This window comes from Paraburkholderia sp. RL17-373-BIF-A (assembly GCF_046030175.1).
GTDB lineage: Bacteria > Pseudomonadota > Gammaproteobacteria > Burkholderiales > Burkholderiaceae > Paraburkholderia.
Map to the genome: position 1 here is coordinate 119,941 of NZ_JARESO010000007.1, position 26,258 is coordinate 146,198.

At 60.1% G+C, this 26,258-nt stretch carries 31 protein-coding genes and 2 pseudogenes; 13 read left to right on the forward strand and 20 right to left on the reverse strand.

Annotation, left to right across the window (positions count from 1 at the left end; translation table 11 throughout):
- Window positions 1-9: 9 nt before the first annotated feature.
- Window positions 10-1,521, reverse strand: coding sequence for a sugar ABC transporter ATP-binding protein (locus P0D80_RS11010; protein WP_408283654.1), 1,512 nt, complete (start codon window positions 1,519-1,521; stop codon window positions 10-12).
- Here P0D80_RS11010 and P0D80_RS11015 point away from each other — a divergent pair.
- The gene (locus P0D80_RS11015) at window positions 1,520-1,657 is read left to right on the forward strand and encodes a hypothetical protein (RefSeq protein WP_165923937.1); all 138 of its coding nucleotides are present in this window, start codon (window positions 1,520-1,522) and stop codon (window positions 1,655-1,657) included. The genes P0D80_RS11010 and P0D80_RS11015 overlap by 2 nt on opposite strands.
- Window positions 1,658-1,844: 187 nt before the next feature.
- On the opposite strand, the gene P0D80_RS11020 is transcribed toward P0D80_RS11015, so the two are convergent.
- The gene (locus tag P0D80_RS11020) at window positions 1,845-2,051 is read right to left on the reverse strand and encodes a hypothetical protein (RefSeq protein ID WP_106278507.1); all 207 of its coding nucleotides are present in this window, start codon (window positions 2,049-2,051) and stop codon (window positions 1,845-1,847) included.
- Window positions 2,052-2,285: 234 nt separating this feature from the next.
- Here P0D80_RS11020 and P0D80_RS11025 point away from each other — a divergent pair, with 234 nt between their 5' ends.
- From P0D80_RS11025 to P0D80_RS11055, 7 genes and pseudogenes are all read left to right on the forward strand, one after another.
- Window positions 2,286-2,450, forward strand: coding sequence for a hypothetical protein (locus tag P0D80_RS11025; protein ID WP_408283659.1), 165 nt, complete (start codon window positions 2,286-2,288; stop codon window positions 2,448-2,450).
- Window positions 2,451-2,505: 55 nt separating this feature from the next.
- Window positions 2,506-2,739, forward strand: coding sequence for a hypothetical protein (locus P0D80_RS11030; RefSeq protein WP_408283661.1), 234 nt, complete (start codon window positions 2,506-2,508; stop codon window positions 2,737-2,739).
- A 14-nt stretch (window positions 2,740-2,753) separates the two neighbouring features.
- The gene (locus P0D80_RS11035; protein WP_408180297.1) at window positions 2,754-2,960 is read left to right on the forward strand and encodes a hypothetical protein; all 207 of its coding nucleotides are present in this window, start codon (window positions 2,754-2,756) and stop codon (window positions 2,958-2,960) included.
- 106 nt (window positions 2,961-3,066) lie between these two features.
- Window positions 3,067-3,303: pseudogene (locus tag P0D80_RS11040) on the forward strand (TetR family transcriptional regulator); the annotation flags it as partial.
- Window positions 3,304-3,789 carry a TetR-like C-terminal domain-containing protein gene (locus tag P0D80_RS11045; protein ID WP_507028603.1) on the forward strand — a complete coding sequence of 162 codons (486 nt, stop codon included), beginning with the start codon at window positions 3,304-3,306 and terminating at the stop codon, window positions 3,787-3,789.
- A 108-nt stretch (window positions 3,790-3,897) separates the two neighbouring features.
- Window positions 3,898-5,235 carry a sensor histidine kinase gene (locus tag P0D80_RS11050; protein ID WP_408283664.1) on the forward strand — a complete coding sequence of 446 codons (1,338 nt, stop codon included), beginning with the start codon at window positions 3,898-3,900 and terminating at the stop codon, window positions 5,233-5,235.
- Window positions 5,236-5,445: 210 nt separating this feature from the next.
- The gene (locus P0D80_RS11055) at window positions 5,446-5,631 is read left to right on the forward strand and encodes a DUF3563 family protein (RefSeq protein ID WP_408283666.1); all 186 of its coding nucleotides are present in this window, start codon (window positions 5,446-5,448) and stop codon (window positions 5,629-5,631) included.
- 245 nt (window positions 5,632-5,876) lie between these two features.
- Here P0D80_RS11055 and P0D80_RS11060 read toward each other — a convergent pair whose 3' ends face one another.
- The 11 genes from P0D80_RS11060 to P0D80_RS11110 all read right to left on the reverse strand — a co-directional run bounded on the left by P0D80_RS11060 (window position 5,877) and on the right by P0D80_RS11110 (window position 15,773).
- Window positions 5,877-6,137 carry a hypothetical protein gene (locus P0D80_RS11060; RefSeq protein WP_408283668.1) on the reverse strand — a complete coding sequence of 87 codons (261 nt, stop codon included), beginning with the start codon at window positions 6,135-6,137 and terminating at the stop codon, window positions 5,877-5,879.
- A 217-nt stretch (window positions 6,138-6,354) separates the two neighbouring features.
- Window positions 6,355-7,401 carry a branched-chain amino acid ABC transporter permease gene (locus P0D80_RS11065; RefSeq protein WP_408283671.1) on the reverse strand — a complete coding sequence of 349 codons (1,047 nt, stop codon included), beginning with the start codon at window positions 7,399-7,401 and terminating at the stop codon, window positions 6,355-6,357.
- Between the two features lie 8 nt (window positions 7,402-7,409).
- Complete coding sequence (locus P0D80_RS11070; protein WP_408283673.1) at window positions 7,410-8,294, reverse strand: branched-chain amino acid ABC transporter permease; 885 nt, start codon at window positions 8,292-8,294, stop codon at window positions 7,410-7,412.
- 14 nt (window positions 8,295-8,308) lie between these two features.
- Window positions 8,309-9,079: an ABC transporter ATP-binding protein gene (locus tag P0D80_RS11075; RefSeq protein ID WP_408283676.1), complete on the reverse strand. Its 771-nt coding sequence runs from the start codon at window positions 9,077-9,079 to the stop codon at window positions 8,309-8,311.
- On the reverse strand, window positions 9,060-9,830 hold the full coding sequence (locus P0D80_RS11080) for an ABC transporter ATP-binding protein (protein WP_408283679.1): 771 nt from the start codon (window positions 9,828-9,830) through the stop codon (window positions 9,060-9,062). Before P0D80_RS11080 ends, P0D80_RS11075 begins: the two co-directional genes overlap by 20 nt.
- A gap of 47 nt (window positions 9,831-9,877) precedes the next feature.
- Window positions 9,878-10,567, reverse strand: a complete 690-nt coding sequence (locus P0D80_RS11085) for a DUF2848 domain-containing protein (protein WP_408283681.1) — start codon at window positions 10,565-10,567, stop codon at window positions 9,878-9,880.
- 56 nt (window positions 10,568-10,623) lie between these two features.
- Complete coding sequence (locus P0D80_RS11090) at window positions 10,624-11,859, reverse strand: ABC transporter substrate-binding protein (protein WP_408283684.1); 1,236 nt, start codon at window positions 11,857-11,859, stop codon at window positions 10,624-10,626.
- Window positions 11,860-11,918: 59 nt separating this feature from the next.
- Window positions 11,919-13,103, reverse strand: a complete 1,185-nt coding sequence (locus tag P0D80_RS11095; RefSeq protein ID WP_408283686.1) for an amidase — start codon at window positions 13,101-13,103, stop codon at window positions 11,919-11,921.
- Window positions 13,104-13,304: 201 nt separating this feature from the next.
- Window positions 13,305-13,691 (reverse strand): cupin domain-containing protein, encoded by a 387-nt coding sequence (locus P0D80_RS11100; protein WP_408180286.1) that lies wholly within the window; start codon window positions 13,689-13,691, stop codon window positions 13,305-13,307.
- A gap of 40 nt (window positions 13,692-13,731) precedes the next feature.
- Window positions 13,732-15,210: a 4-hydroxyphenylacetate 3-hydroxylase family protein gene (locus P0D80_RS11105; protein WP_408180285.1), complete on the reverse strand. Its 1,479-nt coding sequence runs from the start codon at window positions 15,208-15,210 to the stop codon at window positions 13,732-13,734.
- A 32-nt stretch (window positions 15,211-15,242) separates the two neighbouring features.
- Window positions 15,243-15,773 (reverse strand): flavin reductase family protein, encoded by a 531-nt coding sequence (locus P0D80_RS11110; protein ID WP_408180309.1) that lies wholly within the window; start codon window positions 15,771-15,773, stop codon window positions 15,243-15,245.
- A 276-nt stretch (window positions 15,774-16,049) separates the two neighbouring features.
- Between P0D80_RS11110 and P0D80_RS11115 the strand changes: the two genes are divergently transcribed.
- Window positions 16,050-17,273 carry an IscS subfamily cysteine desulfurase gene (locus tag P0D80_RS11115; protein WP_408283989.1) on the forward strand — a complete coding sequence of 408 codons (1,224 nt, stop codon included), beginning with the start codon at window positions 16,050-16,052 and terminating at the stop codon, window positions 17,271-17,273.
- 65 nt (window positions 17,274-17,338) lie between these two features.
- Here P0D80_RS11115 and P0D80_RS11120 read toward each other — a convergent pair whose 3' ends face one another.
- Window positions 17,339-17,881, reverse strand: coding sequence for a MarR family winged helix-turn-helix transcriptional regulator (locus P0D80_RS11120; protein ID WP_408283691.1), 543 nt, complete (start codon window positions 17,879-17,881; stop codon window positions 17,339-17,341).
- A gap of 123 nt (window positions 17,882-18,004) precedes the next feature.
- Between P0D80_RS11120 and P0D80_RS11125 the strand changes: the two genes are divergently transcribed.
- On the forward strand, window positions 18,005-18,589 hold the full coding sequence (locus tag P0D80_RS11125) for a hypothetical protein (RefSeq protein WP_408283693.1): 585 nt from the start codon (window positions 18,005-18,007) through the stop codon (window positions 18,587-18,589).
- Between the two features lie 171 nt (window positions 18,590-18,760).
- Here P0D80_RS11125 and P0D80_RS11130 read toward each other — a convergent pair whose 3' ends face one another.
- Window positions 18,761-19,384 carry an LOG family protein gene (locus P0D80_RS11130; protein WP_408283696.1) on the reverse strand — a complete coding sequence of 208 codons (624 nt, stop codon included), beginning with the start codon at window positions 19,382-19,384 and terminating at the stop codon, window positions 18,761-18,763.
- Complete coding sequence (locus P0D80_RS11135; RefSeq protein WP_408283697.1) at window positions 19,360-19,728, reverse strand: NAD(P)H-dependent oxidoreductase; 369 nt, start codon at window positions 19,726-19,728, stop codon at window positions 19,360-19,362. Before P0D80_RS11135 ends, P0D80_RS11130 begins: the two co-directional genes overlap by 25 nt.
- Before the next feature lie 278 nt (window positions 19,729-20,006).
- Here P0D80_RS11135 and pdxR point away from each other — a divergent pair, with 278 nt between their 5' ends.
- The 3 genes from pdxR to P0D80_RS11150 all read left to right on the forward strand — a co-directional run bounded on the left by pdxR (window position 20,007) and on the right by P0D80_RS11150 (window position 22,509).
- The gene (gene pdxR, locus P0D80_RS11140) at window positions 20,007-21,428 is read left to right on the forward strand and encodes a MocR-like pyridoxine biosynthesis transcription factor PdxR (RefSeq protein ID WP_408180280.1); all 1,422 of its coding nucleotides are present in this window, start codon (window positions 20,007-20,009) and stop codon (window positions 21,426-21,428) included.
- A 126-nt stretch (window positions 21,429-21,554) separates the two neighbouring features.
- Complete coding sequence (locus P0D80_RS11145) at window positions 21,555-22,010, forward strand: carboxymuconolactone decarboxylase family protein (RefSeq protein WP_408283700.1); 456 nt, start codon at window positions 21,555-21,557, stop codon at window positions 22,008-22,010.
- A 178-nt stretch (window positions 22,011-22,188) separates the two neighbouring features.
- On the forward strand, window positions 22,189-22,509 hold the full coding sequence (locus tag P0D80_RS11150) for a DMT family transporter (protein ID WP_132378626.1): 321 nt from the start codon (window positions 22,189-22,191) through the stop codon (window positions 22,507-22,509).
- Between the two features lie 24 nt (window positions 22,510-22,533).
- Here P0D80_RS11150 and P0D80_RS11155 read toward each other — a convergent pair.
- From P0D80_RS11155 to P0D80_RS11170, 4 genes and pseudogenes are all read right to left on the reverse strand, one after another.
- Window positions 22,534-22,818, reverse strand: a pseudogene (locus tag P0D80_RS11155) (polyamine ABC transporter substrate-binding protein); the annotation flags it as partial.
- A 189-nt stretch (window positions 22,819-23,007) separates the two neighbouring features.
- Window positions 23,008-24,111: a nucleoside hydrolase gene (locus tag P0D80_RS11160; protein WP_408283703.1), complete on the reverse strand. Its 1,104-nt coding sequence runs from the start codon at window positions 24,109-24,111 to the stop codon at window positions 23,008-23,010.
- 122 nt (window positions 24,112-24,233) lie between these two features.
- The gene (gene rbsK / locus P0D80_RS11165; protein ID WP_408283706.1) at window positions 24,234-25,166 is read right to left on the reverse strand and encodes a ribokinase; all 933 of its coding nucleotides are present in this window, start codon (window positions 25,164-25,166) and stop codon (window positions 24,234-24,236) included.
- A gap of 89 nt (window positions 25,167-25,255) precedes the next feature.
- Window positions 25,256-26,257: an ABC transporter permease gene (locus P0D80_RS11170; RefSeq protein WP_408283709.1), complete on the reverse strand. Its 1,002-nt coding sequence runs from the start codon at window positions 26,255-26,257 to the stop codon at window positions 25,256-25,258.
- Window position 26,258: the final 1 nt, after the last annotated feature.

Sequence of the window (26,258 nt, forward strand, 5' to 3'; positions counted from 1 at the left end):
TCTCGAGGCTCACGCCGCGTTTAGGGGTTCACGCTGCGTGGCCAGTTGCATGATGCGCTCCTGGGTCGCTCCCGTCGCAGGAAGTTCGCCGGTGATGCGGCCCTCGCACATTACGACGATGCGGTCGCTCATGCGCAGGATTTCCGGCAGTTCCGACGAGATCATTACGATTGCCTTGCCCTGATCCGCGAGCGAGCGCAGAAGCTTGTAGATTTCACTTTTAGCGCCGACGTCGATGCCGCGCGTCGGCTCGTCGAAGAAGAGCACGTCGCAGTCGCGCTCGAGCCATTTCGCAATGACGATTTTCTGCTGATTGCCGCCCGAGAGCAGCCGCACCTCCTGCGTCGCGGAAGGCGTGCGAATGGCGAGCAGATTGATGAAATGCGCGGCGGTCCGGCGTATCTGCGTACGGCGCAGGAAAAAATTCAGCGACAGGAATTTGCGTAAGTTGGACATCACGATGTTCGATTCGACGCTCATTCCGGTCGCAAGACCGAAGCGCTTGCGGTCTTCCGACAGATAGCCGATACCGCGCGCCACCGCATCGCTCGGATTCCTGATCGTCGCTTTCACGCCTTTCACGACGATCTCGCCCGATTCGATCGGATCGGCGCCGAACACGGCGCGGGCGACTTCGGTACGACCGGCGCCCATCAAGCCCGCAAAACCCAGTATCTCGCCCTTGCGCAGCGCAAAGCTCACGTCTCTGACCAGCGGGCCGGCGTTCAGATTGGTGACTTCGAGTGCGACCGCGCCCTGGTTGGCGATGTGTTGGGAAGGCGCGGTGTCGGTCAAGGTGCGCCCGACCATCATGCCGATGATCGCCTGCACGCTGGTGTCTTTCGCCTCGACCGTTGCCACATATTCACCGTCGCGCAACACGGTGACGCGATCGGCAATCTGCTTCAACTCATCCATCTTGTGCGAGATATAGACGATCCCCACGCCCCGGCTCTTCAGCTCGCGGATGATGCGGAACAGCTCGGCGATTTCGGCGTCGTTGAGCGCCGAGGTCGGCTCGTCCATGATCAGGACGCGCGAGTCGTAGGACAAAGCCTTGGCGATCTCGACCATCTGCTGCTTTGCGACAGTCAGCGTGCTGACCACCGCGCGCGGGTCGAGACTCACATGCATGCGGGCGAGAATGTCGTGCGCCTGCGCGTTGAGCTTGTCTTCGTCGAGGAACAGTCCGAGTCGCCCGCGTGGCTCGCGGCCGATGAACATGTTCTGCGCGACGGTCAGATGATTCATCAGCTGGAGTTCCTGATGAATGATGCCGACGCCCACGGCCTGCGCCTCGCGCGGGCTCTGGAAATCGACCGGCTGGCCGTCATAGATGATTTCGCCGGTATCCCGCGTGTACACGCCGGCGAGGATTTTCATCAACGTCGATTTGCCGGCGCCGTTCTCGCCCATTAGCGCGTGGACTTCGCCCGTCATGAGCTCGAACTGGACTTCGTGAAGCGCCCTCACGCCGGGAAAGCGCTTGCTGAGCCGTTTGACGGAAATGAGCGGGGTCATGATGCGGATCGAACGACAAATCCGCGAGCGCCGCTGGCCTCATTGCGAGGAGCGGATCGAAAAAACGTGGAACCCCGCTGCGCCGGGCGCCGCCGGGTATCGCAGTGCAAAGACGGACGGTGCAAAGCGCGGTTGAAATCGCAACGAGAAGCCAGACGCATTGCTGGGCCCTCAAATCGATGTGCCACGATTTTACGACGCTGGACCTCGCCGGCTCAAGGTTAGGCATTCCCTAATAGGATGAGACTCCTGAATGCGTCGCTTGCCTGCTTCCCACTATTTGATTTGTCGCCGATTTCAGGCCGATGCGTTGGCCTTCAATATCAGAACAGTTGAGCGCCAAGCTCGCGCAGGCTGTTCCATTTCACGGTGCTGACAAAAGTGCGACCCGTGGTGTCGAGCGATTCAATCATCGCTCGCTGGCCGCGCGCTTCGGCGACAACGCGCACGATGCGCGCCTGGTAGCGCAGCAGCGCGCCAATCGGCGGGCACAGCGCTTCCCGGCGGATCCGCGATCGTTTCTTTTCCATACCCAATCTATCTAGATGTCCAGCGAGTTGCAGGGCCGCCGACTATCCACGGCGTCTCTACGCGCGATGCTACCAGGTTGGCCGGCAATGGTCCAGGCCGTCTAGCGGCGCTCGGCTTGGCCTCGCGTTGCACCGACCGTCGGCCGCGAAGCTTACGTTAGCCTGAAGCCGTGCTAATTCATCGCTAATTCAAGCCCGATACCCTCATCGTCATGGTAACGATGGGGATGACCCATGGCCGACGTGCTTGAATGGCTCATAGATATCTCTGTGGCGAGCGCGAGTGCCGCAGCCACCGGCTCGATCTTCCTGCTGCTGGTCGGCGTGGCCTGCGAGACGCGCCGGCACGTCGTCAAACATCGCGATGCCGGCAGGATGGAAAAGCACAGCGCCTTGTGAAAATCGGTGCAATTGCAACGACCGCGGCAGTTCGAACGCCTGCGCGCCGACATCAATGAACGCAAACATCCGCATCGGGATCAGCGAGCCAGTTTTAACGACAATCCATTCCCATATATTTTTACAGTGCAAAGATGACTTGACCGGCGTCACGCTAGGAGACGATATTTTTACCATTGTAAAGATTTGCGCTCGACGCGACCAGCGCGGTGATTCGATCAGTGGCACTACTGGAATTCCGGATCGCGCTAATGGCGCAGCCTGCCGCGCAAACAGGGAATCCATTTGATGACAGCCACCTGTATGAATACGCTTGGCGATGAACGTTTAGACACCTTAAGTGAAATAGCGATCGATTGTTTGGGCATCGAGCCCCTCGCTTCGCCAGTACAAAGGCAGGACGCGCGCTTTGTCGTGGTCCGCGCCGAAGATATTGCTCGCGCCCTCGAGAGCGCTTACGACGTCGGCCTGATCAACGGATACCGGCTGCATAGGCTGAACGGCATGTAGTCCGCGACGTATGGGTCGATATTTTCAGCGCGAAGATTTTGACTTTCCCCTTTCAGTCGGCCAATATATCTTTTCACTGTAAAAATACTGCTTGCGACCAACAACCATGAAAGAAGCAACGTCACGCCGCAAAGCGTCCGCGTCTCCAAAAACTACTGCCCCAGCCGATCACTCGTCACGCGACAAGCCCTATCATCACGGCGCCCTGCCCCACGCGTTGCTTGAAGCGGCGGAGGTCGTACTACGGCGCGACGGCATTCGCGGTCTGACATTGCGCGCTATCGCGCGCGAGGCCGGCGTATCGCATACGGCGCCCCAGCATCATTTCGGCGACACGGCTGGGGTGTTGAGCGAACTTGCCGCCAGCGGACACCGGCGGCTCGCCGCTTCCATGGCGGAGCAGGCGGACGGTATCGAAGCGGGCCAGGCGCGGCGCAAAGCCATCGCCCGCGGCTACGTCAGCTTCGCGGTGGCCAATCCGGATTTGCTGCACCTCATGTCGCGCAACGAAATGCTCGACGCGGCGCGCCCTGCTCTCACGCAGGCTCGGCAAGTGTCGGCGCGCGCCCTGGCCGGCGTATTCAGCGCGCCAGCCGAACGCACGGAGGAGGATAGATCCTCATTCGGCCGAACCACTGCGGCTCAGGCCATCGCCATGACTGCGGGCTGGGCCTACGTTCACGGACTTGCTTTGCTTCTGATCGACGGACGCCTGAATGCGCTGGCCGCATCCGCCGACGGCATACGAAGCGCCGAGGATCTGGTGGAAGCCGCGATCGAGCACGTCCAGATCGTTCCCGCCGAGCCCGCGGGCAAAGGCCGAAAATGAACTGGAAGGCTCACGCCGCGATGAAGCAACGCTCATGCTGAAGCCAATAACGGGAACGCGTGCTTCCTCTCGCGGCCTCGCCACTCGTTCCTTCTGACGTTCACATCCATGCTCAAATCGCTCCGCAACCAACTCGTTATCGCAATCGGCGCCGTGGTGAGCCTGTTCGCCATTCTGCAGGGCGTGAGCTCCTACCAGTTCTGCGTGGCAGGCATGAGCGCGGTGCTCGATCTGCGCATGGAACAGGTCGCATCGCGTTTGCGAGTTGGCTTCGGCGACGGCATCCCGACGGTTCCGGCGCGCGGGTCGCAAGACGCTCGCGATATTTTCATCGTCATCTGGAAAGAGGGCGAAACACAGCCCGTGCGATCCACCGAGCCATCGCTGCTCCTGCCGCGCGATGCGGCCACCGGTTTCACGTCGCCGGTGGTCAATGGCGAACGGTGGCGGATCTATACGGCGCGTGACGGCGCTCAGACTGTCCAGGTCGCACAGCGCCTGTCAGTACGTCATGAGATCGAGGAGACCGCCGCGACCAAGACCCTATGGCCGATCGTCGTGTTGATTCCGCTCGTCTGGGCCGCGGTGATCTTTGTCGTGAGCCGTTCGTTGCGGGAACTGAATCGGCTCGGCAACGAGGTCCGCGTTATCGACGTGAACCATCTGCAAGCGTTGCCGCTCACAGGTGTGCCCACCGAACTGCTGCCGTTCATCCGCTCCATCAATCTGATGATCGAGCGGCTTGCCCGCTCCGTCGAGAGTGAGCGCAAATTCATTTCCGATGCCGCGCACGAGTTGCGAACACCGCTCACGGCTCTGCAATTGCAGGCTGACAATCTGCAACGAGACATCATGCCCAGCAATCAGGAACGGTTTCGCGCGCTTCAAGGCGGGATCACGCGCAGCAGCAATCTGATTTCGCAGTTGTTGCGGCTCGCGCGCGCGGACGCGCCGCCCGTCGGCCAATCTCTGACACGGGCGATGGTCAGCGTCGATGTCGCGGCCGCCGTCGTCAACGCCATTGCCGACGTGTTGCCGATCGCCATGCAGCGTGGCATCGATATCGGCGCGGACGAAATGGTCAGCGCCAACGTGCGCGCAATCGAACTCGACGTCGGCACCGTGATCAAGAACCTCGTCAGCAATGCGGTTCGCTATACGCCCGACGGTGGCACGATCGATTTGTCGACCCGCGTGCAGAACGGAATGGTGGATGTCGAAGTGACGGACACCGGTCCCGGCATTGACGAAACCCTGCTGCCCCGCGTGTTCGATCGTTTCTTTCGCGCCAATACGGACATTGAGGGCAGTGGGCTCGGGCTCTCGATTGTGAAGGCGATTGTCACGCGGTATGGCGGGACGGTGACGCTCCGCAATCGCAGCGACGGACAGTCCGGCATCGTTGCCACGGTCAGTTTTCCAATTGAACCGGCCGGTGCTGCTTGATGGGCGGCGTACCCGGTTGCCGGAAACTGCGTGGCGCAATCTTGCGGCTCAACCTGCTCGGCGCATAACATCGCCCGGCGTTCATCGCCATCGTTCACCGCTCATTTGCAACTCATTCTTCGCGCCTACGATGATGTTCATCGACGGGCAGCGCTTCATTTCAAGGCCATTCATTCATCACGCTCGTCGTACTAACGAACGGAGCACGTCATGTTTGAAAAATTTGCCAAGGGCCTGGGTTCACTCTTCTTCGACTCACGAGACCGCCAACGCGACGCGTTTCTGGCCGAAGCGGTCGATTTCGCCGACCTCGAAAACCGCATGCGAATGATCGAGATGAACCATCAACCGTTCGCGTTTTATTCGCGCGACGCGTCCCGAGTACGGGCCGATTGACCCGCCTCGACGGCGGCACCGAAATGCAATAGCTGAGCGTGAAACGCGGGAGGACTGCGAAGGTCGGTCCGTGCCCGCGCAAATTGCCGGAAACAGGGAAGCCCAGTACGGTCGGCATTCGATATCGCCATAGGCCCGGTTAGACACCGAGTCCAGTTGACGACTCGCAAGCGTTGAACCGGCGATTACTACCCGACATGTGTCGAGCGTAATCGCCGGTTGCGTTTTTCTGTCTGGGTCATTGTTTAGTGACGGAGGTAAATCGAATTCAAGCCCACGTTCGAGTTTGGACGCAGCAGTTCGGCTGGAATTGCGCCGGCATGCGCGCCGTGGTTACCGATAGCCGGAGTGGTATGCGTCGACATCGGCGGTGAATCGACACCGACGACTTCATAGGCCACCATCTCGACCTGCATTTCATCGACCTGGGCGACAGGTTGTGCGAACGCCGCAGTCGGCAAAGCGATCATGGCGGCGAGCAGTGTGGTGCGGAAAAACTTGTTCATGGTAATGCTCCTTCAAAGTTGCAGCTTCATTCTGGGTATGGGATACGGCTCGGGCTCTTGCAACGTCGCTTGCCAGGTCGATCCCGGCGCCGTCCGCAAATTAACGGCGGCAGTTCGATGCGGCGAAGTCACCGCGGCATCGATCTTTTCCACGACGATTGCCAACCACGAGAACATATTGCGCGCCCAGAATTAGCGCTGAATGAGGGAGCCCGGCTTACCCGCCCTGCCCTTCGGCCAGCCCGGCCCGCACCGCTTCGTGCTGAGCCGGACGTTCGAGACCGCGGGCTCGCATGCGCCCGCGCCGCTCCATCCATTGCGCGCATTCCCCGACGATGCCGCGTCTGAACAGCAAGACGCAGGCTACGAACATCACGCCGGTCAGCAAACTGACCGACTCGCCCAACCCCTGAAACCACGCGATCTGCGTCACATCGGCCAGCCAGCCGCCGAACGCCGCCAACCTGGATTCCAGCACGACGACGATCACCGCCCCCACCACCGGACCCAGCCGCGTTCCAAGCCCGCCGATCAGCGTCATCAGAATGACCGTACCGGATAGCGTCCAATGCACATCCGAGAGAGTCGCAAAACCCAGCACCAGCGTCTTCATCGCACCGGCAAGCCCCGCCATTGCCGCTGATAGTACGAACGCGAGAAGCTTGAAGCGGTCCACATCGTAACCAAGGGAAATCGTCCGTGCTTCGTTCTCTCCCAACGCCGTGAGGATTCTGCCAAACGGAGAATGAATGACGCGGCCAAGAAAGAGAAAGACGACCGCCGTAATCGACAGGATCACGAAATACAGTGTTAGATCATTCTCGAGCGGAAGCACGCCGAACAGACGCCCGCGCGGCACACCTTGCAAGCCATCTTCACCGCCCGTAAACGGCGCCTGAACGCAGAAAAAGAACAGCATCTGGGCAAACGCCAGCGTCACCATTGCAAAATAGATTCCCTTGCGCCGAATGGCGAAGAGCCCGAATATCAGTCCGAGCGCCGCGCCCACGCCGGTACCGAAAAGCAGTGCCACTTCCGGCGAGTAGCCGTGATCCCGCATGGCGCTGCCCGCGATGAAGGCGGCCCCGCCGAAGAACGCCGCGTGCCCGAACGACAGCAAGCCGACATAACCGAGCAGCAAATCCAGCGAGCACGCGAACAGGGCGAAACACATCAGCTTCATCAAGAACACCGGGTACGCACCCAGCCACGGAGCGACGGCCAAACAGCCCAATACGAGAGCCCCTACAATCCAGTTTCGCATGATGTGCCTCACTTCGAATTGCCAAAAAGACCGCTTGGGCGCACGAGCAGCACGAGCGCCATGATCACGAATACGACTGTCGCCGACCCTTCCGGATAAAACATCTTGGTCAGCCCTTCGATCAGCCCAAGGCACAGACTGGTAATGACCGACCCCGCGATCGATCCCATCCCGCCAATCACGACGATCGCGAACACGGTGATGATCACGCTCTGGCCCATCAGCGGCGACACCTGCATGACGGGTGCGGCAAGAACGCCGGCCAGCGCGGCAAGTGCCACCCCGCTGCTATAAGTCAACGTAACCATGGCCGGCACATTGACGCCGAATGCCGCCACCAGCTTCGGGTTCTCTGTCGCCGCGCGCAGCAGCGCGCCGAGGTTGGTCCGCTCGATCGTCCACCAGACTCCGGCACACACGAGCAACGACGCCACCACCACCCATCCCCGATACGCGGGCAGCACCATGAAACCGAGCTGCATGCCTTGCATCAACGCTTCGGGCGCGGAATAAGACATGCCCGATGCGCCATAAAAAGACCGGCCCAGCCCTTCTATAATCAGCGTCAGGCCCAACGTGAGCAGCAGACCGTACAATTGATCGAGCTTGTAGATCCGGCGCAGCATGGTCCGCTCGACGAGCGCCCCTAACGCGCCGGCCACGAATGGTGCGGCGATGAGCATCGGCCAATAGCCGAGAGCCAGATAGTTCGTGCCCATCCATGCCAATAGCGCACCGAGCATGAAGAACGCGCCGTGCGTGAAATTGATGACGTTCAGAAGCCCGAAAATGACGGACAAGCCCAGGCTCAAGACGGCATAGAAGCAGCCGTTCATGAGACCGAGGACCAGTTGGCTGGAGAACGCCGTAAGCGGAATACCAAAGATTTCCACGATGATCTTCCTGTTCAAACGTTGAGCAGTTCCTGAAGCACGCCCGTCTTTGCGGCTAGAAGGCTTGCGTCGAATGTTTCGACGATCTGCCCGTGCTCCATCACGTAAAAGCGATCGGCGAGCGGCGCGGCAAACCGGAAGTTCTGTTCGACTAGCAACACCGTAAAGCCGCGCGACTTGAGAAGCGTGATGACCCGCGCGAGCGTCTGGACGATCACGGGCGCGAGCCCCTCCGAGATTTCGTCGAGTAGCAGCAGGTTGGCTCCTGTGCGCAGAATCCGCGCAATCGCCAGCATCTGCTGCTCGCCGCCCGACAGGCGCGTGCCCTGACTCGCTCTGCGTTCCGCGAGGTTTGGAAAAATCTCGTAGATCTCTTCGAGCGACATGCCGGTCGCATTCGACACCGGCAGTCGCGGCGGCAGCAGCAGGTTTTCTTCGCACGACAAGCCCGCGAAGATGCCGCGTTCCTCCGGGCAATAACCTACTCCCAATCGCGCGACACCTTGCGGCGGCATCCCGATCGTTTCCCGGCCGTTCACGCAGATCGAGCCTCGCCGTGCGTCGGTGAGACCCATGATGGATTTGAGCGTCGTGCTGCGCCCGGAGCCATTGCGTCCCAACAACGTGACCACTTCGCCGCGTGCGGCGCGAACCTCGACGCCATGCAGAATGTGCGATTCCCCGTACCACGCATGCAGTCCCTTGATACTCAGAACATCGGCAGGCGCTTCCTGGTTGCCGGACGGTGCCGGACTCTTCAGGCGTTCAGTGTTCAAGCGATCCATTTTCGGTCCCCATGTAGGCTTCCCGTACCCGAGGGTCGGCGGCGACGGCTTCGTATGCGCCTTCCGCCAGGATCTCCCCGCGCTGCAGCACAGTGATCGTGTCCGAGATGCTGGAAATGATTTTCATGTTGTGCTCGACCATCAAAATCGTTCGACCGGTCGATACCTTCTTGATCAGCGCCGTGACTCGATCGACATCCTCATGCCCCATGCCTTGCGTCGGTTCGTCGAGCAACATCAGAACCGGGTCCATCGCGAGCGTCGTGGCAATTTCGAGCGCTCGCTTGTGGCCGTACGACAGCTCAGCGGTTTTGACGTCGGCAAATGCGGCGAGGCCCACTTCATCGAGCAATTCCAGCGCGTGTTTCCTAAGCCGGCCGAGAACCGCGCTACTCATCCAGAAACGGAACGACACGCCGAGCGCGCGTTGCAGTCCGATACACACGTTCTCCACCGGGCTCAGATGCGGAAATACCGCGGAGATCTGGAACGATCGAATCACCCCGCGTCGGGCAATCGACGCAGGCGCCGCGCGCGTGATCTCCTTGCCGTCGAAGAAAATCTGTCCTGATGTCGGCGTCAGAAACTTGGTCAGCAGGTTGAAGCAGGTCGTCTTGCCGGCCCCGTTCGGCCCGATTAGCGCGTGGATCGTGCCGCGCCGGACGCGCAAATCGACGGCGTTGACAGCCGTGAAGCCGTTGAACGACTTGGTGAGGCTGCTGGTTTCAAGAATCAGGTCGGTGTGCACCATACCCGCTCTCCTCGTCCCTTGGACGCGTGCGTTGTAAAAAGACGGCTTCAGCCGACCACGGGGAGCGTCTCGATTGCATAGCTATGGGTCAACGAGCGCCGCAGGATCGGATCTTCGAGTTCGATGTCGAAGCGCTCGGCCGGCCTGATGCCACCGAACGCGGCGAGCGTGCCGCACAACATGGCCGTGCCATCCACGAACCGGCCGTCCCGGCGGGCAAACTCGTCGAGCAGATCCTGCGGCGAGCGCATGGCTGTCACCTTGCCCTGCTGATACAGCACGCGCTCGCCGTCGATCGTCGCGTAGGAACGCAACACGAGTTCGTCCCAGTGGCCAGCAACCTCGCTCAGGCGCCAGAGCTTGCGTGAACACGGCTTGCCGCACATCTGTTTCGATACGGTGATGCCGTAGGTTTCCACTTCGCGATCGGTGTGGTCGGATGCGATACCGACGAACGTTTCGCCAGCATCCTTCAACAAAACGAATTCCACTTCGCCGCTGCTCTGCGTGCCTGTCGCCTGGATCTTCGGAGTCGGTTCGAGCCGTTCGGCCGCGACACGGTAAAAGACGGGTGTATAGGCGGGCCGCTTGACGCCCAACTCTTCCAGCTCGCGAATGTGTTTTTCCATAGCGACGGTATCGCGGCCAGTCCAGCCGGCGATGACCAGCGTATCGATCGAGATCGTTCGTACGAACGAACCCTGACAGTCCTCGACCTCAAACGAGATTTCTTTCATCACCGTCTCCTTGTAGGCGTGTGCCCGTTCGGCGCTCCGGCCACACGCGATTCGATTCAGTTGGATTTCGCGGTGACGAGCGGACAACGGCTCGCGCTGAGCGGCGCGAACGCTTCCTGCGCCGGAATGACCTGCTTGATCGTGTAGTAGTCCCACGGCTTTTTTGACTGCTGCGGACTCTTGACCTCGGCCAGATACATGTCGTGGACCATCAGGCCGTCGGCGCGAATCGTGCCGTTCCTGGCGAAGAAATCGTCGACCGGGGTCTTCCTCATTTGCGCCATGACCGTGTCGGCCGCGTCGGTTCCGCTTGCCTTGACGGCTTTCAGGTAGTGCAGTGTCGATGAATAGACGCCTGCCTGGACCAGCGTCGGCATGCGCCCGGTTCTCGCGAAGAAGCGTTGCGACCAGGCGCGGCTCGCGTCGTCACGGTCCCAATAGAAGGGCGTGGTCAGCATCATTCCCTGCGCAGCCTGCAGGCCAAGGCTGTTGATGTCGCTGATGAATAGCTGCAAGCCCGCGATTTTCTGTTTGCCTTGCCCGATCACACCGAACTCGCGTGCCGTCTTGATCGCATTCACGGTATCGCTGCCGGCGTTGGCAAGGCCGATCACCTTTGCTTTCGATGCCTGCGCCTGCAACAGATAGGACGACAGATCCGAAGAGTTGATCGGATGCTTTGCCTTGCCCACAACCTTGCCTCCGGATGCCGTCAGCGCGGCGGTCGCGTCCTTTTCCAGCGACGCACCGAGCGCATAGTCGACGGTCAGAAAGAACCAGGTGTTGTCGCCGCTGCGCGCCATCGACTTCACGAGGCTCGTGGTGAACGCATACGTGTCGTACGAGTACTGAATCGTGTACGGCGAGCAATCTTCATTGCTGAGCCGCGTGGTTCCGGCGCCGCTTGCAATGGCGATCCGATGCTTTTCCTTCGCCACGTTCGACACCGCCAGCGCGACGGAGGAAGGCAACAAGTCCTCCACCATGTCCACGTGCTGGTTATCGAACCAGTCCCGCGCGACCGTGGCGGCCACATCGGTCTTGTTCTGATGATCGGCGCTGATCACTTTGATGGGGACGCCATTGACCTTTCCACCGAAATCCTCAGCGGCCATCTGCGCGGCGACAACTGAGCCCTTTCCGCCGATGTCGGAGAAGATGGAAGACATATCGGTGAGCACACCGATTTTCACCACGCCGCCATTGGTCATGACCGGATCGGCGGCATGGGATAGAGCGGCGCACAGCATCGCCGCGGCTGGCACCGCGGTAAGTACGAGACGTTTGAACATGGACTCCTCCTTGATATGAATAGCGAGCGTGGTGGCCGACGGCTGACCAGCACGCGACGTCAGCCGGTTCGACGCAGAATCGCTTCGACACCCGCGCCGATTGCGAGCAGACGCCGGTCGCTCATGTGCCGTCCCATCAACATCACGCCGACGGGCGCGCGGCCCGCCTCGTGACATGGAATGGACAAGGCGCATAGATCGAGCATGTTGGCAATCGACGGATTGCGCAGTAGCAGCCGATTTGTCGATGTATAGACACGCTCGTCGGCAAGCTCAGCGATGCGGGGCGCGATAATGGGCACTGTCGGACACACCACGGCATCGAATGGCTGCAATTCGACATCGGCTTGCCTGCACAGCAGCGAGCGGCGAGCTTTGGTGCGGAGATATTCGGCTGTGCTTTGCTGGCTGCCAAAACGGATGCGGGACAGAACCCGCGGGTCATACTGATTCGCCTGGTTGCAAATCATATTCACGTGCCACGCCCACGCTTCGGCCGCTACCAGTCCGCCGTGCAGCGTCAACTCGGCGAGTGCGTTCCAGCTGTCGAATTCCACTTCTCGCAGAATCGCGCCGGCTGCCGCGAGTCGGGAGAGCGTGCGCTCGAATGCGCTGGCCACGTGCGCGTCCATGTCGTCGAGCACCGGTTTCGCCGGCACGGCGAGGCGCAAGCCACGTACCGAAGATGGCGGCGTTGGCGCGTCCGTTTCGCCTGCCATGACCGAATCGATCGAGGCACAGCACGCGACGCTCGGCGCCATCGATCCGACCGAGTCGTAACTGCACGACAAGGGCACCGCGCCGTCCAGTGGAATACGCGACGCGGTGGGCTTGAAACCGGTCACGCCGCACAAGGCCGCGGGAATCCGGCACGAGCCGCCCGTGTCCGAGCCGATCGCGGCTGCCGCCATGCCGTCCGCCACCGACACCGCCGCACCGGACGACGACCCGCCGGGAATGCGCGCTGTCTCGCGATCGAATGGATTGGCCGGCGTCCCGTAGTGCGGATTGATGCCGAGCCCCGAGTACGCAAACTCCGTCATGTTGGTGCGGCCCACCAATACGACGCCGGCCGCACGCAACCGGCCAATCGCCACGGCATCGCGCGTGGCTGCGTGCTCGGGCAGAACGCGTGCCCCCGCCCGGGTGATCTCGCCTTGTACATCGAAGAGATCCTTGACCGAAATCGGGATGCCGGCGAGCGGGCCCGCGACGCCGTATCGCCGCAACGCATCGCTCGTCATCGCCCGCGACGCCGTATCGCCGCAACGCATCGCTCGTCATCGCCTGCGTCGCCGCCGCGGGGCTGATGCCATGCGGGAAGACTCTCGCGCCCTCACCCGCATCGGCCTCGATGCTCTCGACACATGAGGCGAGCAGCGCCTGTGCGTCGAGATGGCGATCGGCGAGCTGAATACGCAGGGCGTCGATGGCGGGCAGCATGATCAGGCCGGATCGAAGTAGTGAATCTCGAGCAGCACGCAGCCCTTTTCCGACTTGAACGGGCCGTGGTAGGCGCCAGGCGGTCGCACCGCATAGGTGTAGCCCTTGAACGGCGTGCCGCCCTGACCGACTTCGTCGTTGCCGACCGTCAGGTCGCCTTCCACCAGAAACACTTCTTCCCAGTAGTCGTGCACAAACGCCTTTTTCGTAAAGAGCCCGGCAGGCAAGCGCAGCAAACGCGTGCGGCTGCCTTTCCTGTTGTCCGTATCCAGCGAGCCGGAAAGAATCAGTTCCTGCGCGCCGGAAGCGGGATCGTAGCCTTCCGGCAATTGCCAGCCCTGCTGCATTTCCAGCGTGTGAAACTCGTCATGAAGTTTGTTGATTGCCATGCTGCTCTCCTGTGTGAGTTGGAATCGGTGCAATGCGAAATCAGGCGGCCTGCAAGGTCGCGAGTTCGGCGCCGAGCGAGTAGCTCGACAACATCTCGTCGACGAGGCCCGTCGCGCGCGGCCAGTCGTACGTGCGAAATGCGTGGCCCTTCGTGACGAACGACGCGCCCGCATAGAACAGTTCGTATTGGTTGTGGCGCGACGCGAACTCGGAGCCGACGGCGTCCCACGCGAGCTTGAAGAACTTGACGCGTTCCTCGGGGCTGCAGACAGGTGACTTCTGGGTCTTTTCTATGATGCGCAGGAGGTCCGGATTCTCGAAGTCGCGAATGCTCGACGGCAGCATGATCATTCCGCCGCCAGCCAGTTCGCGCAGCGTGTTGAGCACCTTCGAATACAGTTGCTGGGTCACCACCTGCGAGCCGTAAAGCATGTTGCGGTCCGGTACGAAGTAGCCGTTTTCCACGTGGCCTTTCGCCTCCATGCCGTAGACCCACGCTTCCACCATCGACGCTTCAGAGGCGAGTTGCCCCAACGTTTCGCGGACCTGCGGAAAGCTGTTGGTCCCGTTGATTTCCGTGATCTTCAGCGCGAGACCGACGAGGAAGCGCAACTTGACCATCAGGCGTACCTGGCACTGATAGTTCTGATAGCTGTGGGCGGGCGTCGCGTGGAATTGCTTCGCGCACATCGCCACGTCGCCGGCCACGAAGATGCGCTCCCACGGCACTTTGACATCGTCGAAGTACAGCACCGCGTCGTTTTCGTCGTACCGGCTCGACAAAGGATTGTCGAAAACCGAAGGCGAGTTCTCTTCGTACGATTTGCGCGACATCACCTTCATACCCTTGGCATTCATGGGTATGGCGAATGACAACGCATACATCTCGTCGCCCGGGCGCAGCGGCTGGATGCAACTGCAGAAGACCTCGTTCGCCATGATGGCGCTGGTGGCGAGCATCTTCGCGCCGCGCACGGTGATGCCTTCCGCGTCCTGATCGACGATACCGACGGCCAGATATTTGTCTTCCTGCTCGTGCGCCGCTTTCGCCTGATTGGCTTGTGGATTGACGATCACATAGGTGAGAAAGAGGTCATTGTCGCGTGCGTACTTGTAGTAATCGCGCAAGGCGCCGGCGCGCGCCGGGTCGTACTGCTCGAACACCTCGATGCCCATGTACATGCCCGAGATGCACGAAGCGACGTGATCCGGCGAACGGCCCATGAAGCCGTAATGGAGTTCCGTCCATGCTTCGAGCGCGGCCCGCCGCTCGACCAGTTCGTCATATGAGGTCGGCAGTTGCCAGATCTTGCTGATGCGACGCCCGGTGTCAGGCGACGCGAAGGTCATCTTTTCGACGTTCTCCGGGCGAGCCTGGAAGTCGTACAGATTGGCGTAGCTACGAATGGAATTGCGGAACGCGGGATGCGCCGTCACATCGCCGACGGCTTGACCGTTGATATAGACCTGCCGTCCATCGCGCAGGGAGGCGATATGTTGAGTGCCGTTCTTGATCATGATGTTCTCCAAAAATTGGGGCCGCTATGCGCTCAAGCGGAAGGCTGGTGAGCACCGTTGAGCGTGTGGTACCGGCCGCCGAAGAAGACGAGCGGTCGACCTTCCGACCGGGTTTGATATTTCTTGACGCGACCGACGAAGATGACGTGATCTCCCCCGTCGTACTGCGCATAGGGTTCGCATTCGAAAGTAGCTAGCGAGTTAGGCAGAAGAACCGCATCAGCGCGTTTTTCCGAAACGCCGGCCATGCCTCCCCATTTGTCGCTGTTCGCCTTGGCGAAGCGGTTCGACAAATCCTGCTGGGCTTCCTCGAGCACGTTCACCGCATAGGTGCCGACCGCGCTCAGGTCGGGCAAGCTCAGGTTTCGCCGGTCGACAGAAAACAGAATCAAAGGCGGATCGAGCGAAACAGAGTTGAACGACGCCACGGTGATACCGATAGGCGGCGCATTGTTTCTAGGCGCCGTGATCACGGCCACCCCTGTCGCGAACATCGACAACGCCGTGCGGAACTGACGTTGCGGGTCCGCGTTGTCCTTGGACGTCACAGTGCTTTCACTCATCTCGGCCTCCTTCCGGCGCACCGCCGATCGGGCGATGCTAGAATTCATCACACAAAGCGTTGTTTATTAGCTTTGTTTCTTAGCTTTTATTACATGCTGTTTAATAAAGCTAATCAAGCTATCGTAAACCCCGATGTGAAGTTGGCATGGAAACGACGACCCTACTCGCTGGATGGATGTTGGCCAGGAGTCGCTCGACTCCGCGCTACACTCCGTTCGCTGCAACTGCCGGCATTCACCCGATACGAATCGACCGGGCCTTCTGGAATTGAAACAATGCAAACCAAGCAGTCATCTCGTCCGATTTATATGGACTACAGCGCAACAACGCCGGTTGATCCGAGAGTCGTTGCAGCCATGCTTCCGTTTCTGAACGAGAGCTTCGGCAACCCCGCCTCCCGCAGCCACAGTTACGGCTGGGAAGCGGACGACGCCGTGGAAACGGCTCGCACACAGGTTGCCGAGCTTCTGGGAGCGGACGCGCGTGAAATCGTCTGGATCTCCGGTGCGACCGAAGGCAACAATCTCGCGATCAAGGGCGCCGCCAATTTCTATAAGGGAAAGGGCCGCCACATCGTGACGGTTAAGACCGAACACAAAGCGGTACTGGACACGTGTCGTGAGTTGGAACGACAGGGTTTCGAAGTGACCTACCTGGACGTCCGGCAGGACGGTCTGCTGGATCTGGGCGCGCTAGAGAATGCGATGCGGCCTGACACGGTTCTCGTCTCGATCATGATGGTCAACAACGAAACGGGCGTCGTGCAGCCCATTGCCGAGATCGGCGCCATGTGCCGCGCCAAAGGCATCGTGTTTCATTGCGATGCCGTGCAGGCTGCGGGCAAGATTGCCATTGATGTGAATGCGCTGAATGTGGACCTTCTCACCGTGACGGCTCATAAGGTGTATGGCCCGAAAGGCGTGGGTGCCCTGTATGTGCGCCGCAAGCCGCGCATCCGGATCGAAGCGCAGATGCACGGCGGCGGCCATGAGCGGGGAATGCGCTCGGGAACGCTGCCCACCCATCAGATCGTCGGGATGGGTGAAGCGTTTCGAATCGCAAAGGAAGAGATGGTGTCCGAGAGCCGCCGCGTCGAGGCCTTGCGTAATCGGCTGCTGGCAGGCTTGAAGGAGATGAAAGAGGTCTACGTCAACGGCGACATGATGCACCGCATTCCGCACAACCTGAATGTCAGCTTCAATTTCGTGGAAGGCGAGTCCTTGATCATGGGCATCAAGGGGGTCGCGGTCTCATCGGGATCGGCCTGCACGTCGGCTTCGCTCGAGCCGTCATATGTCTTGCGAGCGCTCGGCCGCAGCGATGAATTGGCACATAGCTCGATCCGCTTCACGCTGGGACGGTTCACCACGGGGGAAGAAGTCGATCAGGTGATCCTGCAGGTGCAGACCACCGTGGCGAAGTTGCGCGCGCTGAGTCCGCTTTGGGACATGCACCTCGACGGGATCGATCTGAGCACGATTCAATGGGCCGCGCATTGAGCGGGTGGCGCGAAGGGTCTCAGTGCCGATTCGCTCCTTTACGCGGGACAGCGGTGGGCGAATCGCTACCGCTTTTCCTGCCGCGCGATCAGGTGCGAAAGATCGAGCGTGGCGCGATCGCCGTTGGCGACCAGCCGATCCACCACCGAACAAAGCACCTTGAACTCGGTTTTGGTCACGCCTTCGAACAGCACGTCGTTGATGTGCTGCTGCTTCGTGGCAAGCTCTTTCAGCAGCCTGGAACCCGCTGTGGTGACGGTCAGCCGCATCTTGCGTTTGTCTTCGGGATGGGAGCGTTTGTCGATCAAGCCCAGTTTTTTGAGCTTGCCGGTTTCGATGGTAATGAACGCTCCGCTCAAATGCAGGTGGTCCGCCAACTGGTTGACCGTGACGACATCGTCGTGCGAAAGCTGGGCGATCGCGATAAGCAACGAATACTGAATTCCCGTGAGGCCGATCAGCGTGCCGAACCCATCCCGAACCGACAGCAAGCGCGCCGCGAAAGGCAGCAACCCATTCACCAGATGCCGAAACTCCGCATCCGAGCCGTCGACCAGACAGGCTGGGTTTGTTACCGTCAGAACAACCTCCTCTTGACTCTTAGCCATAACCTCTCCACTCCGAGTGCCGCGTGCGCTTTTACCTTTGGAAGGTAATTATACTTCAAAGGTGAGCACGCCCTGCCCGGAGCGGTCCTCCCGGCTCCTCTCACTTCGATCTGAGGCTGATCTATGAATACTTCCCTCTCGTCTTCGTCTGTTCGGTCACTGCTTGACTGCTACCTTCGTGCCAAGGATCTGAATCAGCCGGAGTTGATCTCCGAATGCTTCTCGTCCGACGCTGAACTGACCTTTTCGATTGCAACCGACGATATCGATTTTCCCCGTCGCGTGATCGGTGCCCCCGCGATCGCCAAGACGCTGGTGGCCGACTTCGGCGAACGCTTCGACCGATGCCGGACCTACTATGTATGCGCAGAACCGCAGGTGGACGAAGGTCGAGTCTGCTCTATGCCGTGGCTCGTCGTCATGCGGCAGAGGGAAAACGAGTCGCTGCGGATCGGGAAAGGTGTGTATCGGTGGCGCTTCGGAAACGAAACCGGCCACGCGGATCGGATCGTCCAGCTACACATTCATATCGAACGCATGGATGCCGTCTCCGACCCGCAGGCGGGAAAGTTGAACGCGCTGCAAGCGTCCTTGCTTTATCCTTGGCTTCCGCCGGCGGCGCTACGGGATAGGTTGGCAAGCTTCATCGCTACGTCTTCGGACGCTGAGTTCGCCCTTCTATTCCAACAACCCGCCGCGGTCGATTGAGTCGCCTTATCTATTCATCGACGAATTGAACATGGACGTTGGAGTTCGTACGTGAAACGCGTATGCGCACGAACCATGGGCGGTTCGCGTGGGCGCTGGCTGAAGATTGAAGATGTGTGCCGGCCAGGCGATGGCCGACCGCACAGTGCTCCTGGTCGGCCCTAATGGACGTTACAGCCACTTGGGCACGTCGACACGTGCGTAGTTGTGAAGTTTTTCTATCAAGGCGCTTGCGTCTGCATCCACGGAAATCGAATGCCGATGCGCCGCCGGCAGGAATTTCGTGTCGACCATATGGTCGATAAATCCCAGAAATGCTGCGAAGAACCCGGCAGTGTTCAATAGACCCACCGGTTCGTCGATCTCCGAGAGTTGATTCATCGTCCACACCTCCATCAGTTCTTCAATGGTGCCGATGCCTCCTGGCAGGGCGACGAATGCATCAGCAAGCTCGACCATTCGTTCTTTCCGGCTACGCAAGGTCTGCACGATTTCGTGGTGAGTCAGACCCGAATGCGAGTGCCCGCGCTGATGCAGGCTTTGGGTAATAACACCATGTACGTTGCCGCCTGCAGCCAGAGCAGCATCGGCGACAACGCCCATCAGACCTTTTGTCGTTCCGCCATAGACGACGGTTATTCCCGCTTTTCCCAAAGCCCGACCGAGTGCTCGCGCACCGTCAGCGAATTCTTCGCTAGCGCCGTAGTTTGATCCACAAAACACGGCGATGCTTTTGATTGAACGTGTCGACATATCGCGTGTGAACTCCCTTATGGTGACAGCAAAAGATTGCATTCAGATCCAAGGCAAAGCGAAGCAAAGTGCGCTTGCAGCGCTTGATCGGTCTTGCGCGTCGCCTCGGCGACGACTTTCGGTCCCGCGCCTGTTCCTTCGACGGAGAAAAAAGTCAGATCATGCAGCCCGATGGTGCCCAGAATGAGCTTTAGATAGGGAGTCGGAAAATCCAGTTGTCGCGCATGCTCCCCAGAAAACTTTCTGCCCGAGGACACAGCGACAAAAACCGGACGGTCGCGTAGTGTGCCTATTTTTCCGTCCTTGGTCATGTTGAAAGTTCGACGGGCTCGGACCACGTGATCTATCCACGCTGTCAACGCAGAAGGAACGCTCAGGTTGTGCATGGGCGTTCCAATAACCACAACGTCTGAACTCCCCAGCTCCGTCGCTTCGAACTCTGGACGCCCCTAGGCCTCCCACCAGGCGGTGCAACTCTGAAGCACGATACAGGCGACCATTCTACAAACCGCATGGCCGATCAAAAAGGTCCATGAATCGACATATCAACTGAGCCATAATTCCGCAGGCTCGCTCACCGTCGTTTTAGATTGCTTCGAGCGGTCACTCCGGTTCATCATGGCGTAATCCCTTTCCCCTGCTTCCGTAAAGCTGACCAGTCCATATGCCCGTCGCCAAGAGCAGCAGCATCTCGCCGTTGGATCCGACAGCGGCCGCCCCGTTTTATAGACAGATCTACGATCGGTTTCGCGCCGCGATCGCCAGCGGGGTGTTGAAGCCGGGCGATCGAATACCTTCGGCACGTGCGCTGACCAAGGAACTGGGTTTGGCAAGAGGCACTATTGAGGCTGCTTATTCTCTACTAGCGGCAGAGGGATATATCCAGCCGCGTGGTCAGGCTGGAACCATCGTGACGCCCGACCTCAAACCGCGAACGCCCGTTGCCAGTGCGATGCCACGGCCCGATAGCAGCATGGCCGCGCCCAGTTTTCGTCCGGATTCGATCTGGCCGTTCCAGATGGGCTTGCCCGCTCTGGACGCGTTTCCGCGAAAAATCTGGGCACGCCTGGGCGCGCGATGCGTACGTGCCATGCAACCATCGGACATGGTTCACCCGTCTGTATACGGCCTGCCGGAACTGCGTACCGAGATCGCGGCCTATCTTCAGGTTTCGCGCGGCATCAACTGCTCTCCTTCACAGATATTCGTGACGTCGGGATATCGTCATACGATCGAGTTGATTGCTCATGCGCTGCTGAAGGCAGGAGACCGCGTTTGGCTTGAAAATCCTGGCTATCCGCCTACTCGCGAACTGTTGGGAAATATGAATATCACAGCGGTCCCGGTGCCTGTAGACCGGGACGGCATGGTCGTCGCCGACGGACTCAAGCTGGCGCCACGGGCGCGCGCGGCGGTGGTCACGCCTGCACATCAGAGTCCGCTATCCGTGTCTTTATCGTTGCCCCGCCGTCAGGCATTGTTGGACTGGGCCACTCGGAATAACGCATGGATCATCGAGGATGACTACGACGGCGAGTACCGGTATGTCAGCCGTCCTCTACCCGCTTTAAAAAGCCTGGACCGCGATGGACGAGTTCTCTATGCGGGCACGTTCAGCAAGGTACTTCTTCCGAGTATCCGGCTCGCCTATCTTGTCGTGCCGGAAACGCAGGTCGAGCGGTTCGAGCAGATCATTCAGGCTTTTGCGGGCGGTAGTCCGGAACTTACGCAGGCTATCGTCACTGCCTTTATCAAGGAAGGGCACTTCGCACGCCACATCCAGAGGATGCGGAAACTCTATGCCGAGCGTCGGGAGGCAACGGCTGCGGGCCTGGAAAGCGTGCTGGGGAAACACATGCGGATCGATTCGCAACCAGGGGGAATGCACTTGATCTTGCGATTGCAAGGTCGACGCTCGGATCGCCGGCTCGTTGCACGCATGCGGGAAGACCGCCTGTACGCGGAAGCGTTGACGGATTGGACCATCGGCACTGACGGAGCTTCGGCCTTACTTCTCAGCTTCACGAATATCGACACACAGCGCAGCGCCGAAAATCTCGGTAGACGTATTTTGACGCTGATTTAACGGTGGCGGCAACCGTCAAGACAGGCACAATCATGGTCTAGTTGATAAGACGGTTTATGGTTCTTCTACCATAGGCCAAGATGCATCACGATAGAGTCTCTCAATCATCAAACAAAGGGATTCGTCATGAGCCATCGTATCGACTACGCCAAAGCCTCGCCGGAAGGTTACAAGGCCTTCGGAGGCGTGTACGTCACGCTTCAGAAGTCCGGCCTTTCACAAGAACTCGTCGATCTCGTGTATCTACGTGTTTCGCAAATCAATGGCTGCGCATTTTGCATCGATATGCACACCCGTGATCTGCTCAAGCTCGGCGTGGCGGTCGACAAGCTCGTACTCGTGCCCGTGTGGCGCGATTCGGGTGAAGTCTTCAGTACCCGCGAACGGGTCGCGCTCGCCTGGGCGGAAACGGTGACACGTGTAGCCGAAACCCACGTTCCGGACGCCGAGTATGAAGCCGCGGCCGCAGAATTCAGCGACAAGGAACTCGCGGATCTGACCTACGCGATCGGATTGATGAACGCCTTCAACCGATTCGGGATCACGTTCCGTACGCCCCCGGCTGCTGCTTCCAAAGTTTGAGTTCGCCATTAGCGGACGCTTCACGCATGGAAATGTCTATTCGGTAGCGTTCGCTTCTTCAAGGAGTGGCCGGAGTTTAAGCTTTTCGGCCCACATTTACATCAGTGGATCGAGCCGGATGTGGCTCCCGCTTCGGCGGCAGCCACAACTGGCGATTCAACGAACGGATCTGTCACCCATGTCATGGGCATTACTCAGTATCGCCGGTATTCTTGAGATCGCATTCGCCTTTGGCATGAAGTGGTCTGAAGGTTTCACGCGATTGACACCCGCACTGTTCACGGTCGCCACCGGCCTGTCGAGTGTCTTTCTTCTTTCAATCTCGCTCCGTACGCTGCCAGTGGGGACAGGCTACGCGGTCTGGACCGGCATCGGAGCGGCGGGCACCGCGATACTGGGCATGGTCGTGCTGGGCGACTCCGCTGCGCCGATGAGGGTGCTCTGCATTGTTCTAATTCTCGCAGGCGTTGTCGGACTCAAGTTGGTCTCGGGAAATTGACGAGCATCCACCGGCCCCTCACGGTCAATGAATATTTTTTAGTTGTGACCACAGCCGGTTTTCAAGCCGTAGAATTTCAATTGGCTTCGGCTTCATCAACGTCATCTTCTTGAACACGTCGTCCGGCGGATAGACCGACAAGTCCTGCGCAATGACAGGCGTGACGAACTTGCGCGCGGGCACATTGGCCGTCGGGTAATACACTTCATTGGTGATTGCCGCGTTCACCTTCGGGTCTTCGATGTAGTTGATCCACTCGAGTGCCGCCTCAGGGTGCGGTGCGTCCTTCGGAATCGCCATCATGTCGAACGCGCGCCATACCGATGGACCTGCAGCCGCCACATTGAACACAGCTTTGCCGCAGCACCGGAAGTCGAGAGACTAGCCGAGCGCCGAGAAACACCTCGGTGGAACTCGTTCAGTCGAGCCCAACCGAGGACATGCCGCCTCAATATCGTTACTTCTCCAAGGCAGCCACCCAACACTCACCGTCCCACGTCACGGCAACGTAATCGGCACCGGCCTTGTCAGCAAATCAACATAAAGACCAAAAAACCGATTGTTATCAAACAGAGTAACGTACGTGATCTTCTGCGGCGAAGCACCCGCCGCTGGCTGATCCGGATACACCTTCACATGCCCCTGATCTTCACCGCTCGCAGTGTCGATATCCAGATACGCACTTTTCGTCTGCGTAGCGTAAGTAGGGTCAAGGAAATACGCAATCGTCAAAGTATCAAACAAATCCGTATTACTCGCGAACGCCCCCGCATTGGCAATCCCATACGCCCTCGTTACCGCGGTCTGCTTGCTCGGGTTATTGACGATCTGGTCATACACGCTTTGAGTCAGCGGCACCGTATTCGTCACGTCGAGCGGAATCACGGCCTGCGGAATCGACGTCTGCAACACGGTGCGCACAGCAAGCGGATCAAACCACCAGTTGAGTTCGCCCACGGCGTTCGCATTGCCCGGCACGGCCATCGCGCCGCCCATATAGACGATCCGCTTGATCAGCGGCACGATCTCCGGCGCCTTCATGATCGCCGTGGCAAGGTTGGTGGGCGGCCCGACCTCGAGAATGGTGACCTGGTTCGGATAACGTTTGATGGTCTGGATCATGAAATCCGCAGCGCTCTGCGACTGCAGTTTCGTCGACACGGCGAACCCATCCGGCGGCGCAACGAGCTGAGCCTGCGACGTCGGTTCGGGCCGGCTCCACGCGCCAAAATAGCCTTGCGGATTGGCGCCCTGCTGCGCGCGAATACTCGCCACATCGTATTGCAATGGATAGTCGGCGCCGCCGTACACACCCACGACGTTCTGCAGACCCATGCGCTCCACTGCCTTGAGCGCATCCGATTCTTCCTGAAGCAGCCAGTCGTTGCCGGTAACCACGGTGAGGCCGAGCAGATTGACCTTGCCCTGCCCCATCAACTGCGTGGTCATGGCAAAAAGCTGGCCGTCGTCGCCCATCGTGTTGAAGTCTGAATCGATGATGACCTTCGGCGCATTGGCGAGGGGATCAGTGGTCGATATGCCGCCGCCGCACGCAGCCAGTCCCAACGACATCATCAGTATGCCTATGCATTGTGATTTCATGTTTCGTCCATTCGAGAGCGTGATTAACAAGGGAACACCATCGTGAGATGGTGCCGATAAATCAACGTCGAGCCACCGAAAGTGGCAATACGGACCGCCTCATGTCACAACCGGCATCCGTGTCAGGCTGCGCTTTCGACTTCCGCGCGAGTCGGTATCGACGGCTGCGCGCCCGCACGCGTCACGGAAATCGCCGCCGCGCGTTGCGCGAGGCTGATCGCGCCTTCCAGTGGCTGCCGTGAGGCGAGTTGCGCGGCAAAGACACCGATAAAAGTGTCGCCGGCCGCAGTCGTGTCGACCGCTTGCACTTGCGGTGCGGGGAAATGCATGCCCTCGCCGCCTTCCACCAATAGATAAGCGCCCTGCGCACCGAGCGTGACGATCACATTGCGCGCGCCGCCCTGTTGCAACTCCGTGGCGGCGCGCCGCGCGCCGCTTTGCGATTCGACCGGCAAGCCGGCCAGGATGGCGGCCTCGACCTCGTTCGGCACGAGGTAGTCGACCAGCGGCAGCCATTCCGCCGGCAACGGCCCCGTGGCCGGCGCCGGGTTCAACACAGTGATCTTGCCCAACCGACGAGCGAGCGCGAGCGTCGCGTGAACGGAATCCCACGGCGTTTCCAGTTGGCACACCACGACGTCGCAAGCCTTGATCGCCGCTTCATGGCGAGCTACGCTCTCAGGCGTGAGCTCGCCGTTGCTGCCGGCGACCACGACGATCGTGTTCTGCCCGTCGTCGGACACCGTCACCATGGCAACGCCGGTCGGCTGGCTCGGATGCACTTCAACTCCGCTGCAGTCGATCCCTTCCGCTTCCAGATCCTTGACCCGTTGAGCGCCGTTCGCGTCTTTCCCGACACATCCGACCATGGCCACCCGCGCGCCGATGCGCGCGGCCGCGACAGCCTGGTTCCCGCCCTTGCCGCCGGCAACCTGCGAGAACTCATGTCCGCCAATCGTCTCGCCGGGGCGCGGCAAATGCGGCGCGCGAGCGACAAGATCTGTATTGATGCTGCCCACAACCAGCACCCGGCCCTGCTTCGTTTCTTTTGACACCTTCTTTCGCTCCTGTGTCGACCGGAGTTAGCGCGTTAGCGCTTACTCGGGTCCCATGCAAAGCTCCAACCATTCACCGAATGGTCCAATTATGCGGCGCGACGCCGGCTTCGATAAGTATCCAGCACGACAGCCACGACAATCACGGCTCCCGTAATGATGCGCTTGGTCGGCTCGGTCGCGCCGATCTGCGCGAGCCCAGCGGCCAGCACCGAAATGATCAACACGCCGAAGAAGGTGCTCGTCACCGAACCGCGCCCGCCCATCAAACTCGTTCCGCCGATCACCACCGCCGCGATCACCTGCAATTCGATGCCCTGCCCGGCATTCGGGTCCGCGGCCTCGAGCCGCGAGATCTGAAACAGGGAAGCCAGGCCGGCCAGCAGGCCCATCATCGCGAACACGGCGATTTTGTAGGGCCGCGGATTGACGCCCGCGAGCCGCACCGCCTCCTCATTCGTGCCGATGCCGATCAGATAGCGGCCGAAAACCGTGCGCGTCAACACGAACTGCGCGGCGACCATCACCACAATGGCGATGATGAACGCCGGCGAGATGCCGAACGCGACCGGGTTGGAGAGAAAATCGAAGGCGTCGCCGATATAAGCCGTGCGCGAGTTGGTCAGCTGATACGCGAGGCCACGCGCCGCTTCCAGCACGCCGAGCGACACGATGAACGACGGAATGCGCCACGCCACGGTAATCGCGCCGGTCACGCAACCGGTCAGGGTCGCGCCCGCCATGCCGAGCAAGGCCGCGGGCAGCGCCGGCCAATGCCACTGCAAGGCCGCGACGCTCGTGAGCGCGGCGCCGAGCGCCAGCACCGAGCCGACCGACAGATCGATGCCGGCGATGATCAGCACAAAGGTCATGCCGATCGACATCACGACGAGGTCGGGGATCTGGTTCGCGATCGTGCTGAACGTGTCGTAGGTCAGGAAGTGCGAGCTCAGCAGCGAGAACAGCACGATCATCCCGAGGAGTGCGCCGAGCAATCCAAGATAGTTCGAGAATCCGAGTCGTGTGCCGAGCGGCTTCGCGTTTTTGGGTGGTTCGTTCTTCAGCGTAGGCAAGCTGGTTTCTACGGTCATG